The 12,322-nt window shown below is 60.7% G+C and carries 10 protein-coding genes and 3 pseudogenes; 7 read left to right on the top strand and 6 right to left on the bottom strand.

The window, feature by feature from the left end; all coding sequences use genetic code 11:
* Positions 1 to 302, top strand: a pseudogene (locus tag VGH68_RS09380) (TIGR03118 family protein); the annotation flags it as partial.
* Positions 303 to 900: 598 nt separating this feature from the next.
* Here VGH68_RS09380 and VGH68_RS09375 read toward each other — a convergent pair.
* Positions 901 to 1,140, bottom strand: a pseudogene (locus VGH68_RS09375) (IS5/IS1182 family transposase); the annotation flags it as partial.
* A gap of 173 nt (positions 1,141 to 1,313) precedes the next feature.
* Between VGH68_RS09375 and VGH68_RS09370 the strand changes: the two are divergent.
* Both VGH68_RS09370 and VGH68_RS09365 read left to right on the top strand, forming a co-directional pair.
* Positions 1,314 to 1,739: a hypothetical protein gene (locus VGH68_RS09370; RefSeq protein WP_331603312.1), complete on the top strand. Its 426-nt coding sequence runs from the start codon at positions 1,314 to 1,316 to the stop codon at positions 1,737 to 1,739.
* Between the two features lie 101 nt (positions 1,740 to 1,840).
* Complete coding sequence (locus VGH68_RS09365) at positions 1,841 to 2,827, top strand: hypothetical protein (protein WP_331603311.1); 987 nt, start codon at positions 1,841 to 1,843, stop codon at positions 2,825 to 2,827.
* Positions 2,828 to 3,467: 640 nt separating this feature from the next.
* Here the strand turns inward: VGH68_RS09365 and VGH68_RS09360 are convergent.
* Entirely contained in the window at positions 3,468 to 3,632 is a 165-nt protein-coding gene (locus VGH68_RS09360) for a tautomerase family protein (protein WP_331603309.1), read from the bottom strand.
* A 130-nt stretch (positions 3,633 to 3,762) separates the two neighbouring features.
* Positions 3,763 to 4,470 carry an SDR family NAD(P)-dependent oxidoreductase gene (locus VGH68_RS09355; protein WP_331603308.1) on the bottom strand — a complete coding sequence of 236 codons (708 nt, stop codon included), beginning with the start codon at positions 4,468 to 4,470 and terminating at the stop codon, positions 3,763 to 3,765.
* A 109-nt stretch (positions 4,471 to 4,579) separates the two neighbouring features.
* On the opposite strand from VGH68_RS09355, the gene VGH68_RS09350 reads away from it, so the two are divergent.
* Positions 4,580 to 5,476 (top strand): LysR family transcriptional regulator, encoded by an 897-nt coding sequence (locus VGH68_RS09350; RefSeq protein ID WP_331603307.1) that lies wholly within the window; start codon positions 4,580 to 4,582, stop codon positions 5,474 to 5,476.
* A 268-nt stretch (positions 5,477 to 5,744) separates the two neighbouring features.
* A pseudogene (locus tag VGH68_RS09345) lies at positions 5,745 to 6,119 on the top strand (OB-fold nucleic acid binding domain-containing protein); the annotation flags it as partial.
* Positions 6,120 to 6,315: 196 nt separating this feature from the next.
* Here the strand turns inward: VGH68_RS09345 and VGH68_RS09340 are convergent.
* The 3 genes from VGH68_RS09340 to VGH68_RS09330 all read right to left on the bottom strand — a co-directional run bounded on the left by VGH68_RS09340 (position 6,316) and on the right by VGH68_RS09330 (position 9,916).
* On the bottom strand, positions 6,316 to 7,602 hold the full coding sequence (locus VGH68_RS09340) for an MFS transporter (RefSeq protein ID WP_331603306.1): 1,287 nt from the start codon (positions 7,600 to 7,602) through the stop codon (positions 6,316 to 6,318).
* Positions 7,603 to 7,630: 28 nt separating this feature from the next.
* Positions 7,631 to 8,803, bottom strand: coding sequence for a mandelate racemase/muconate lactonizing enzyme family protein (locus VGH68_RS09335; RefSeq protein WP_331603305.1), 1,173 nt, complete (start codon positions 8,801 to 8,803; stop codon positions 7,631 to 7,633).
* Positions 8,804 to 9,181: 378 nt separating this feature from the next.
* Entirely contained in the window at positions 9,182 to 9,916 is a 735-nt protein-coding gene (locus VGH68_RS09330; protein WP_331603304.1) for an SDR family oxidoreductase, read from the bottom strand.
* Positions 9,917 to 10,025: 109 nt separating this feature from the next.
* Here VGH68_RS09330 and VGH68_RS09325 point away from each other — a divergent pair, with 109 nt between their 5' ends.
* Positions 10,026 to 10,985 carry a LysR family transcriptional regulator gene (locus VGH68_RS09325; RefSeq protein WP_331603303.1) on the top strand — a complete coding sequence of 320 codons (960 nt, stop codon included), beginning with the start codon at positions 10,026 to 10,028 and terminating at the stop codon, positions 10,983 to 10,985.
* A gap of 366 nt (positions 10,986 to 11,351) precedes the next feature.
* The coding region (locus VGH68_RS09320) for a cache domain-containing protein (protein WP_331603302.1) at positions 11,352 to 12,322 on the top strand (971 nt) is incomplete at its 3' end.

Raw genomic sequence — 12,322 nt, 5'->3', positions numbered from 1 at the left:
TCGGCAATTTCGGCGACGGCACGATCAACGCGTTCAATGCATCGAGCGGCCAGTCGATGGGGCCGCTCGATGGACCGAACGGCAGTCCGATCGTCGAACATGGCATGTGGGGCATCGCGTTCGGTAACGACCTCAACAATCAGCCTTCCAATACGCTGTTCCTGACGGCGGGGCCGAATGACGAAGCCAATGGCGTCTACGGAAGAATTGATTTGAACACGACGTCGAGCTCTGGCACGAATGCGGGCTCGGGTGCGAGTGCTGGCACAAGCACGAGCGGAGGAACGAGCATCGGGATGTAGCACTGACCGCGCAATAGACAACGGCCGTTCTCTATGCGGGAGCGACCAGATCTTTTTGCGAGGGGACGCGCCAGAGACCTGGCTACGCTACTGGGCAGGCGCGACGCGACTGGCGGTTCGATCGCTAACGGGTTGATATTCCAGTGTTGGATGTTCTCACGTCGACCCGCCATTCGGCTCGCTGGCTCATGCCGTGGAGCTGGACGGCGTGCGAACGGAGAGCGTTCGCTACGGCCGTTGACCCGGCTGTAATCTACTCGCAACGAACGTCCGCTTTACTTTGCGAAGAGCCGCAGATGCGTCGACGCGCCGGGAGTCCCCTTTCGGTCCAGGTCGTGTAAAAACGTTACGCGGACGCATCGACGATTTCATGCGGTCGACGACAGACGTCGACTGACCTCGTTGAACCGGTCTAACAGCTGTCGATTCCGTTGATCTCTGAGTGAGAGGACGAATCGCCCACGCGCCGTAACACGTGCAAGCGCGGCCGCCCTGCTGTAAATCTAACCTCAGGCCCGTATCATTTGCATCATCTCCCCAGTGCCGAGGATTGCCATTACGCGCCTGAGGTTGAGCCGCTGCTGGGCTGGGCAGAGATACTCGACTGAATACGATTCAGATAGCCGTGAATATAAATCTTCAGAAGCGCAGACAGATGATTCGAAGGTCGTCCGGTCGCTGCGGGAGCGGTTCCGTCAAAGCCGAGACCACGAAGATCAAGCTCATCGACACAGACGTCAACTACGCGCACTGGATTGTCGTCGGAAACATAGTCCTCAAGATACTCGGGAAGCAGAACAGCCTGCTTACGGTCGTGGCCTTCGACGAATCGCTTCATGTGTCCACCCAACGTGAATGCGTTACTTCAGTTCAGCCGGTCGGCGTGCGTTTTCACACAAGCAAAGGTCTCGTCCGCACCCGCTCAATGGCTGGTTTCCGGCGAGCAAATTGCCGGTGGCACTGCCTCAACCCGGCCCAGTAGCTGACTGTCAGAACTAACAGGTATTTCTAATGCAAGCACCTAAACGAATCGAAGAAATCACGATTGAAGATTTACGTCTTTGCCGCTGGTGCTACTTCCAAGACGACGGAGGTGGCTTCGATGCATTTGAATGGGTAATACCTGAATCCCATCCGAAGTGCAACGAAGACGTTGTCGAGTTAGAGCTGGCCACGTTTTGCTTCCGGCGTGGTCAGGAATTCCAGGGTATGTTTGATGGTTCTAAATGCTTCTCTGTCTATCTTGGCGATAAATGGCATTCGCTTTGGCATGGAAGCGTGCCGCCTCGAGCGGCTGAGATAGCAGATTTCAAAACTGCATTGTGTGAGCTTCGCCTTTCACTGCCTGTTGTAGCAACAGCTCAGTGGTCCGGGAAATCTGAATGTTATGGCGGGCTGCGTTACTATGACCACGCTAAAACCGAAGTTGAGGTATAGGCTCGGCCGTTGACGGGCCAAACGGGACGGTAAATCTACTTGGCGGTAGTCTTGTGACGCTTGCGGTGAGGGTAATCCACATTCCATCTTTAAGGAAGCTCATGTCAGCAGAATTTCAAATCACGTCGCCCAAGATCGCTTTGAACGAGAAGGTCTACAAGGCCTTTAAAAGCGTCAGGAGCGTCACCAGCGGCCGCAACCTCGATGTGATTCGGGCGGCACTGCAGCAGCAGGCGGCGAACAACGGGGTGCAGATCGATATCGTTCCCCTGACGGCCGATAAAACCTGCGTGCGCTGGTCGGTTCTCCTGGACGGCATCGAGGTCGGCACCATTACAGAAACCGACATTTCGAAACAAAACAAGCCACTGGTCTGCCCTGCCTGCGGGAAGCCCAATACCGATGAGCATGCAGCGCGCACAAACGCCCACGACGTCGTCTCGGCATCCATCTGGCGCGGCGTGTTCGACGAGATCTTCAATCGATGGCTGAACCACATTGGATATATCGCAGGCCGGAAGATTCCCGCTTTCGAAGAGCAGATCCTTGGCGTCACCGAACTCAAGAACTCACTGCTGGCGGTATCCCAGGGCACCACGCGTTCATCCTACGACGGCGCGGCAACCCAGGGGGACCGGCGCACCTGCAAGTCGTGCGAGCTTTTGCAAGGTGGCCTGAGCCTGATACAGCGGGTCAAAGTAGCACGGGAATTGAGCGGCGGCGCCCAGAAAGACATCAGCCAGCGGCTGATCGGCCTCAATCACGGCGGTGAAGCCGACTACCTTGGCTACAAGAAATCCCTCATCGAGGAAATCACCCGGGTGCGGATCGAGGACGTGGTGCGCGGGATAGCGATAGAACTGAACAACCAGTACAAATACAAGCAGTACAACGCTGAGTGGGCCGAGTGGGAATACAAACCCAAGTTCGAGTTCATGCATAACATCGGTTTCGACGGCAATGCCTATTTCACGTTCCTCGACGACATACGCGAAACCGCGTATCAACATGCCACGCTCGATCTCAGTGGTCCCGAGTTGACCAGAATAAAGAAGGAACTGCGGGTACCTGTGCCTGAGAGCATGTAATCCCCGTAGTCAAGCTGTCTGGCTGATCCGGACTGAGACCCGCACCATTCGCAACGTGCCAGCCACGCGCCAGATGAAGCAGACCTGGTACGAGTCCTACCATGTCTATTTTGACGTCCTCCCCGCCCTAACGGACGGGGATTCCTACGGCGCCGCGTGATGATCCATGCAGCTGCCGATGTCTGCCTTTAATCTCCGTATTGACGATGGTTTGTAGTATCGGGATGAAGGTCCGCAACGGGGCGGGAGTACACACTGCCGACTGGCCGCTTCCGGGAGGCGGAATTCCACTGGCCGCTTTCCGGCAATGAATTTGAAGAGCGGACTGACGCGACCCGACGCATTGCTGTCGCTCACTTGACACAAGTCGAAAGACCGCTTCTGGATGTATCACGGTCGATTGTTCGATGTCACTTCCGATGGCGAAAGCCGGCGACGGCGCGGAGAAGGACAGAGTCGGAGTAGGCCAGCAGCAGTCCAGTACACGCGATCGCAGGTAGCCGCTTTCGAACGTTTTCCTCACCTGTTGGACCGACGGACGCGGCCCGGCAAGCGGGCGGCTGGGTCCGCCGGTATGGGTCGATGCGGTGCCTTGCCGACAACCCGAGGCAGAGGCGCTTGCCGACACGCCTAATCGAGGTCAGGGGTCCACGCGACGATCCCGAGCGCGCTGATTGCGGTAGTCGGACAGCAGCAGCCCGCCCTGTCCGATGTCATCGATCTCGTGTTCGTGGAAAACAACAGTTGTATCTTCATGCGGCTTGCCCATTACGGTAAAGAGCAGGTCGGCGATACCTTTGTACACTGCGGCTTTCTGCTCGCGGGTCGTGCACTCTGCGCCAGGACTGGTGCCTCACGGGTCACCAGAATGTTTACGATCGGCATACGGTTCTCCGGAAAGAAGGGAGGCGCTCGTTGCACGCCTCCTATGCAGGTCAACGACCGGCGATAAGTCCGCCATCGACGTGAAGGATTTCACCGGTCGAGAAGGCGGCGTCCTCGAGGTAGAGCACTGCTCGAACGATATCCTCGATCTCACCAAGCTTATTCATGGGATGGAAGGCGGCCAGCTTCTCCACCATGTCCGGATCGTGCATGGGCGTGCGGATGACGCCTGGAGCCACTGCGTTCACGCGGATGCCGCGCGTGGCGTACTCGATCGCCATGCTCTTGGTGGCGGAGTTCATCCCGCCCTTGGTCAGCATCGCGATGAAAGCGGGAGAACGCGAGCTGGCAAATTCCGCCGTCGAGGCCGTGATCTGGACGACATGTCCGCTGCCCTGCTTCAACATCACTGGAATGACCTGCTGGGTGATAAAGAAAAAACCGTCGAGGTTAGTCCTTAGCTTGAGCCGATAATCTTCTTCTGTGTATTCGGTGAATGCCTTGCCGATAAAGATGCCTGCGTTGTTCACTAGCGTGTCAATGCAGCCAAACCTGTCCAGGGCTGCCGCGACCACACGCTTGCCCGTCTCCGGGTCACCGATGTCACCCGCGACGGTCACAAGGTCCGGATCGTCTGAGGGCTGAATCGAGCGCGACGTGGCGACAACGCCATAGCCACGGGCGCGAAAACCCTTGACGATGCCCTCACCCATTCCCTGCGATGCGCCGGTGACAATGACTACCTTTTTCTGACTCATGACATTTCTCCTGGCCGTTGACTGAACCCTCGATGCCCCCGGGCATCTCGTGGTATGGACAGCAGGTTATCGCTGGACTTCGTGAACGGGGAGTCGCTATCCTTGCGCAATGACTGATAAAAAACGCACAGAACTCGACTGGCAGGACATGCGGATTTTTCTGGCGCTGGGACGTTATGGGAGCCTGTCTGCTACGGCACGCGCACTGCGCGTTAATCATGCGACGGTCGCCCGCCGTGTTCAGTCTCTTGAGGAGAGCGTGGGTCAGAAATTGGTCGAGCGCAGGCCCGAGGGATATGCACTGACACCTGCAGGAAAGAATGCATTGCAGGTTGCAGCAGAAATGGAATCTGCGGCGCAGACAATGAATCATGCCGGGCCGAGCGACGGCGACGGCAACCTTCGAGGTCTGGTGCGTATCAATGCACCGCCCGCGCTGTCTCAGGGCTTCATACTCGCGCGCCTCACCCAGCTCACCGAGTCCTATCCCGGTATCGACATCGATCTTGCGACGAACCTTCGTTCGGTCAGCCTCGACCGTCACAAAGCAGATATCGCGGTGCGTGTCGGCCGGCTCGTCGACGCAGACCTGATCGCCAAGTCACTTGGTAGCATGGCGTTCGGTTTTTATGGCGCAACAGCGCAGTGCGAACGAGTCGAACGCGGAGAGCCGCCCGTCTTTGTTAGTTTCAACGAGGAAAGCGCCGACATGCCGGGCACAAGCTGGCTGGCGCAGCACTTCCCACGCTCTCGCGTTTCCCTTCGCGCCGAGAATCACATTTTGCAAGCTATCGCGGCGCGAGACGGCGCGGGTCTGGCCTTGCTCCCCCATTATCTGGGCCGACGTCTACCTGGACTAAGTCTATGCGCGCTGGGACCATTGCCTCCACCGCGAGATATGTGGCTGCTCATTCGCAGGAAGGACCGGAAGGTCCCGGCGCTACGAGTGGTAATGCAGCACTTGATCGACTCTTTCAAGAAAGACGAAGCGCTTTTCGATGCCTGAGTGTCCGGCGCGTCGGGCCCGCGGATCACTGCAGGCCAAGAGCCACGGAAGCAATAATGCGAATGGCTGAACCGATCCGGCTCTTATTCACTCTTGCTCATTGCAGCGAATGTCTCGTTCGCCAACGACTGCCTGAGGTCGACTGCCGCCGACCCCACTCGGTCAATCGAACCCGTGCCGCCCCAACGGTCGCTTCCAAAGGCGAAGTGGTCGTTGAGCGATATGTTGCGCGTGACAGCGAGCGTCCCTTTACTAGAACTTCGCCCGGCTCAAGCTTGGCCGACACCCGCTGTCGCTGCTGCGCCCGACGCTGCTTGAGCAGCGGTTGATGCCAGCTTCCGCCTTGTCCACCTATCGGAATGGACGGCTTGCGCGGGGCCGCGGACTTGTTCCCTTGCGGCAGAACCCGGGACAGCAAAGGGCGTGATGTTTGTAACGCTTGAAGATGAGACCGGCAACCTCAAGGTGGTTGTGCGGCCCTCGTTGCTCGAAAAGCAACGCCGCAAGGCGTTGGGCGCCGCGTTGCTTGCGGTGTATGGCACGTGGCAGTGCCATAGCGAAGTCCGCCAACTTGTAGCGCAACGCCTCGTCGACATGTCACATCTGTGGCGGACCAACCGCGGTCAGCAGAAACCTTTGTTAAGACAGCGCACCGATCGTTGACAGAGCGTCACGGCCGTCGACTGTAATTGATTAAGACCGCAAGCTCGGGCATGGTGCCTTCGCCCAGACGGCGTCCAGCGCAGCAAGCCGCGGAGGACGCCCGGAACATGTGGTTGCGGGCAAGCTATTCTTTGTGGACGGCGGAGGTACAGCAAATTGAACTTCAAGCCGTGGCTTCAGACGGGCGCGCCACGCAAGCGCGACACTTTCGCGGGTCGCACGCAGACGGCGAGGACGATCATCCCGATGCAGCCAAGCGCGCTCGCCATGACAAAAGCAGACGAATAGCCTGCGCCATACTGAATGAGGAAGCCGGTGATGCTCGGCGACAAGATGCCCGCGAGATTAGCGAGCAAATGCACAAATCCTCCTGTCGCGCCGATACGCTCGCTCGGCACGATGTCCTGAAGGAGCGACCAGCACGCTTGCGGCGTCATGAAGGCGAAGAGACTTGCGATCGCGATGAGCGTCACTGCGGGCACGAGCGAGCTGACCCGCGAAACGAGCAGCACGCAGACGGCCGCGATGCCAAGTCCCAGCATGATGACGGTCTTGCGCGCGAACAGCACGTCGCCGGTTTTCTTGTAGAGACCGTCGGACAACATGCCGCCCAGCACAAAGCCAGCCGTCGCGCCGAGCCACGGCAAAACGCCCACGACGCTCATGTGCTTGATATCGAGGTGCTGATAATCGGTGAAGTAACTCGGCAGCCAGGACAGGAAGAAGTACAGCACGTAGTTGAACGCGAAGAATGCGACCGCCACGCCGAGAACCGGCAGCGACAGTAGATAGCGCATTACGCCCTCTGACTTTACTTCTGCGCCGCCGTCTGCCGCGACGTTCGTGTGACCATCGGCGACAATCTCCGCCACTTCCTGCGGTGAAACCGCCGGGTGATCCTGCGGATGATCTCGGAAGCATCGCCACCATACGCCGATCCACGCGAAGCCGAGAACCGCGATAACCACGAACGAGATCCGCCAGCCGAACTGATACGCGACGAGCCCGACGATGGGTGCCGCGATCGCCGCGCCGAGAGGCTGGCCCGCGTTCGTCAGGCCGACCGCTCTGCCCGCTTCGCTGCGCGGGAACCAGTTTGAGATGGCCTTGTTGGTGGTCGTACCCATCGGACCCTCCGCAACGCCGAACGCGACGCGCGCGACCATTAGCGTCGCGAAGCTGCCGGCGAACGCAGTCGCACCGCAGAACACCGACCAGAAACCGGCCGCGAGGGCGAAGACCTTGCGCGGACCGTACTTGTCCGCCGCCCATCCGCCGATAAAGCAAAACACGCAGTAGCCGATAAAGAAACTGCTGAAAAGGATGCCTAGCTGCGCATCGTTGATGTGAAGCTCCGTCTTGACGATCGGTGCGACGATCGACAGCGCGGCTCTATCGAGATAGTTCAACATCCCGGCGAAAAACAACAGCGCCGCGACTACCCAACGGTAGCGGACTTGCATAGCTCTCCTCCTACTGTTTTTGTGTGACTCAGGAATTCGATACCACCGTGGCGGTATCGACGGCATGTCGATGCAGCACGTCGAGATCCGGCTGGAAGCCGAGCCCCGGGGCGTCCGGAAGATCGAACGTCGGGCCGAAGTCGTGCTGCGGATACAGGCGCGTCGGCCATTGGAGCCACGGCACTTCGAGCGCGACATCGTCGGGCAAGGTCGCCACGATGTGCGCCGTCGCGAGAAGCCCGGCGCCATAGTAGAAGCAATGCGGAACGACGCGCACGTCGTGCTCGGCCGCGAGCCGGATCACGTCGAGCATGCCGCTGATGCCGCCGATTTTCGTCACGCTCGGCTGTGCGATGTCGATCGCCCGCTGCCCGAAGTACTGCCGGAAGCCGGCCACGCCCGACGCGTTCTCGCCCGCGGAAATGCGCACGCCGGCGCGACGCACTTGCGCGAGCGCCGCCGCGTCGTCGGGCGGCCACACCGGTTCTTCGATCCAGCCGAGGCCGACGTCCTTCAGCGCGCTCACTTGTCGCTGCGCTTCTTCCGCCGACCATGGGCAGTTAACGTCCACCATCAGCGCGACGTCGTCAGGAAGCGCGGCGCGCGCGGCCTCGATGGCAGCGCGCTGCGTTTCGTGCAGTTTCATTGCGCGAAAGCCCGCGCGATGCGTTCGCTGCACCTGGAAGGCCACTTCGTCCGGATCGTTGTCGTAGCAGACGAGGCTTGCGTAGACATCGACCGAATCGCGCTTTGCGCCCAGCAAGCGATGCAGCGGACGGTTCGCCGCTTGCGCGCATAGATCCCACAAGGCGATGTCGATGGCGGATAGCGCGTAAAGCATCGGCCCGGTTCGGCCGAACGCATGAAACGCCTGATGCGCCGCTTCCACGCGACCGGTGAAGCGCGCGGGATCCGCGCTGACTTCCGTTCCAATGAAAAAGCGGCCGACCGGCCCGGCCAATGCCGCGAACGTCACAGGATTGCAGAGATGCCCGAAGGCTTCGCCCCACCCGATGGAGCCGTCGTCGGCGACGACCTTGACGAGCAGCGTCTCCATTTTGTGCAGCGTTCGCGAAGCCGCGTTGTACGCGTCGCCGGCGTCGCGTGTGTTTGCGCTCGGTTGCGATGCTTGCGGAGCTTGCCGACGCCCCGCGTCGAATGGCAAGGCAGCCCGGATGACTTCGATACGACGGATTCGCATAGTTCTGAACCGACTGATAGAGACTGCACCCGCAGGCACGTTCATGACGTCTGTCATCATACGATCCTGCCCGTGGTACGTCGTCGGTGTAAACCCCAAACCAGCAACCAAATCCGCGTGACGAAAGCCGAACGCAAGCTCGAATGGTTGTCGGTTGTATGACCTGTAGCGTGAGTGAAGTGCACCCGGCCAGCCGATAAGCGCGCAAGCGGAACCTCGCAACAGATGCGGCTCTGCAGCAGCGCGGTCGCCTTGGACCGGCCACAAAGCGCCGCCGTCGGACAGCCGTCGACCCCGCTGGCGTCGTTCGACGAAGCGTGACATCTTCGGCGGCTTGCAGCGCGTAGCGGCCGTCGCTTTCTTCGAGCTCGTTGCTAATCAGACCAGCACGCCACCGCCGTCCACAATCATGGTCTGTCCCGTAGCATAGCGATTGGTCATCAAATAGACGTACGTCTGCGCGAGGTCGTCTGCCTCGCCGACACGACCGACTGGCAAGGCCGCGCCACTCGCGGAGTAGAGCGCTTCGCGCTCGAAATCCGACAAGTTATCCCACAGCGGCGTGCGCACCAAACCAGGGCTCACAAGGTTGACGCGAATGGGCGCCAACTCCACCGCGAGTGCCCGTGTGAGACCTTCCATCGCGCTGCAGACGCTGGCCAGCGCCGCCCAACCCTTTTGGGGCCGCAAGCTCGCAATACCGCTGGTTAGCACCACGGAGCCACCGGGACGGAGATACGGCGCCGCATGTTTGACGGCGGCAATGGCGCCGAAGACTCGCACTTCGAAAGACTGACGGACCGTAGCGATGTCCATGTTGGCGAGCGCCCCGGTTCGCAACGAATCCCCCGCGCTGTAGACCAGATGGTCGAAAGCGCCGACTTGCCCGAACAGCGCGCGCACGGCGGAATCGTTACTCAGATCGACCGTGTATCCCTTGACCCGATCGCCGAGTCTCGCGACGGCTTCAGCGACTCGCTCACGGCGCGATGAAACAACGCTCACGGAGGCGCCGGCTGCCAGCGCGGCACGGGCCGTGGCAAGACCGATGCCCGAGGTGCCGCCCAGCAGGACGACGTGTTGATGCTGAAGGTTCGTGCTCGCAATAGTCATGGTGAGTCCTCGTTGTGGACTGTGAGTGAAGCCATGACCCGAGTATTATTCTTTAGCCAGACTTGATAAACCCAGTATCTCTTCGAACACTCCTTAATAGAGATTGCGAATGGATCGATTCAGCAGCATGGCGATATTTGCACGCGTGGTCGAACGCGGCAGCTTTACTGCCGCGGCCGAAGGCAGCGGTATGACGCCCACAATGGTTGGCAACCATATTCGTGAGTTGGAGCGACGCCTCAAAGGCCGGCTGCTGAATCGCACCACCCGACGCCAGAGCCTGACCGAACTCGGCAAGCGCTATCACGTGCGATGCCTCGAAATCCTGGCGCTAGTGGACTCCGCCGAACTGGATGCGCGCGAGATGCAGAGCAGCCCGCGTGGTCGAGTGAAGGTGAGTTGCCCGGTTATCTATGGCACACGTGTCCTCGTACCGGCGCTTGCGGGCTACCTCGATCGGTACCCCGAAGTCCAGATTGAGCTGTCCCTTAGCGATCGCTTCGTCGATCTGGCGGAAGAAGGTTTCGACGCGGCCATCCGCGCCGGCGTACTGCCGGACTCGGGCTTGATTGCCCGGCCGTTAGCCCATTCGCCGCGTATCGCCTGCGCATCACCGGCCTATCTGGCGCGCCACGGGCAGCCGCAGGTGCCGGCCGATCTGGTGCGGCACAACTGCCTGGCTTTTCTGGTGGCGAACGGACCCGAACGTGAATGGCATTTCCCACGTCCCGACAGCAATGGCGTGGAGCGCATCGCGGTGCGTGGCTGTCTCGATGTCAATGGTGGCCTCGCGCTTCGCGAAGCCGCGCTCGCCGGACTGGGGGTGATTTTTCAACCTCAGGTAATGCTGCAGGAAGATCTGGATGCGGGTCGGCTCGTTCGTCTTTTTCCCGACTGGCCGACGCAGACCTGGCCGATCCATGTGGTGCATCTGCCCGATGCGCACATGCCACCGAAGCTGGCGAGTTTTATCGCCTTCCTCCAGGAAACGTTGGGGCACGACGGCGAACCGTGGACTGGCAATGTTATGGGAAAGCGGCCTGTAGCTACTCAGCAGCGAGTTCTGTGACGGCCTGGATAGCGGGTCCGGTCAATCACAAGCCCAACACTCTCCGGCTCGCGAAGGTCCGCTGCTTGAGACGGAGCAGCCGCTCGAATGACCGTGTAGCGGCGACGGCGAACGGCGGTAACTGGCCGGCTAGTGCCTGATGACGCCCGATGGGAACGGGCGCACAAGTGCCCTCCGATCGCCTTGCCACGGTGGTAACCGAGGGTTTCACGGGACGAAACTTTCGCTCGTATCCGCCGATAACTCGAGCGGGAACCACTTGGATGGCCGCCGGACAGTCCGCCGGCGCCATCCGGCGCGTCCATACACATGCCACTTCGCACGGCAGCCCCGCGCGGTTTCCATGCGTTTGCACAAGGACTCGGGATGCACAAGCTCAGTTTTGCGCAGAAGCTTTGGCTGCCGTTGATCATCAGCCTCGTCGCGTTGCTCGCAGTATCCGTATCGGCGGCGTGGCAGTCGCGCGAGACGCGCATCGAAGAACGTAAGCACGACCTCACGAACATCGCGCACGTCGGACTCAGCATCGTGACGGAGTATGCGGCGCTGGCGCAAAGCGGCGCGCTGCCGGAGGCGGAGGCCCGCAAGCAAGCACTCGCACGCCTGCGCGGCGTCCGCTACGGCGAAGACGGCTACTTCCTCGTGATCAATTCGAAGCCGCAGATGGTGATGCATCCGATCAAACCGGCACTCGAAGGCAAGGATCTCGCGGGCAGCGCCGATGCCGACGGCCGTCACCATTACGTGACGTTCGCGTCAACCGCACAGGCGCCGGGCGGCGGCTTCGTCGACTACGTTTTCCCGCATTCGGGCGCAGCGTCGACCCAGGCGGTCGGCAAGATCGGCTATGTGGTGCGCTATGCGCCGTGGGACTGGATCATCGCGACCGGCGCCTATGTCGACGACATCGACGCTGCCTTCATGGCGTCGCTGTGGCTGATCGGCGCGATCTTCCTGGCCGTGTCAGCGGTGCTCGTGACGCTCGTCACGGTGACCAACCGCAGCATTGCGCGCACGGTCGGTGGCGATCCGGCCTACGCGGCGAATGTGGCAGACGCGATCGCATCGGGCGACCTGACGGTAGCGATCCGCACGCGCGACGGCGACACGTCGAGCCTGCTGCACGTGATGCAGCGGATGCGCGACGCGCTGACGGGCACCATCTGCCAGATCAAGCATGCGTCCGACAACGTAGCGTGCGGCGCGAACGAGATCGCCAACGGCAATGCCGACCTGTCGGCGCGCACCGAGAGCCAGGCGGCGTCGTTGCAGGAAACGGCGTCGAGCATGGAGCAGATGACGGCGATGGTCCGCCAGACCGCAGACAACGCGCGCAC

Origin of the sequence: Paraburkholderia sp., from assembly GCF_036488505.1 — a bacterium.
Classification (GTDB): domain Bacteria; phylum Pseudomonadota; class Gammaproteobacteria; order Burkholderiales; family Burkholderiaceae; genus Paraburkholderia.
Note: the sequence above shows the minus strand (reverse complement) of the source record. Positions and strands in the feature narration are given on the sequence as shown.

Excerpts from the sequence above, each read along its gene's own strand:
- VGH68_RS09370 (WP_331603312.1), top strand. The coding sequence starts at position 1,314 with ATGCAAGCACCTAAACGAATCGAAGAAATCACGATTGAAGATTTACGT.
- VGH68_RS09365 (WP_331603311.1), top strand. The coding sequence starts at position 1,841 with ATGTCAGCAGAATTTCAAATCACGTCGCCCAAGATCGCTTTGAACGAG.
- VGH68_RS09355 (WP_331603308.1), bottom strand. The coding sequence starts at position 4,470 with ATGAGTCAGAAAAAGGTAGTCATTGTCACCGGCGCATCGCAGGGAATG.
- VGH68_RS09350 (WP_331603307.1), top strand. The coding sequence starts at position 4,580 with ATGACTGATAAAAAACGCACAGAACTCGACTGGCAGGACATGCGGATT.
- VGH68_RS09340 (WP_331603306.1), bottom strand. The coding sequence starts at position 7,602 with ATGCAAGTCCGCTACCGTTGGGTAGTCGCGGCGCTGTTGTTTTTCGCC.
- VGH68_RS09335 (WP_331603305.1), bottom strand. The coding sequence starts at position 8,803 with ATGCGAATCCGTCGTATCGAAGTCATCCGGGCTGCCTTGCCATTCGAC.
- VGH68_RS09330 (WP_331603304.1), bottom strand. The coding sequence starts at position 9,916 with ATGACTATTGCGAGCACGAACCTTCAGCATCAACACGTCGTCCTGCTG.
- VGH68_RS09325 (WP_331603303.1), top strand. The coding sequence starts at position 10,026 with ATGGATCGATTCAGCAGCATGGCGATATTTGCACGCGTGGTCGAACGC.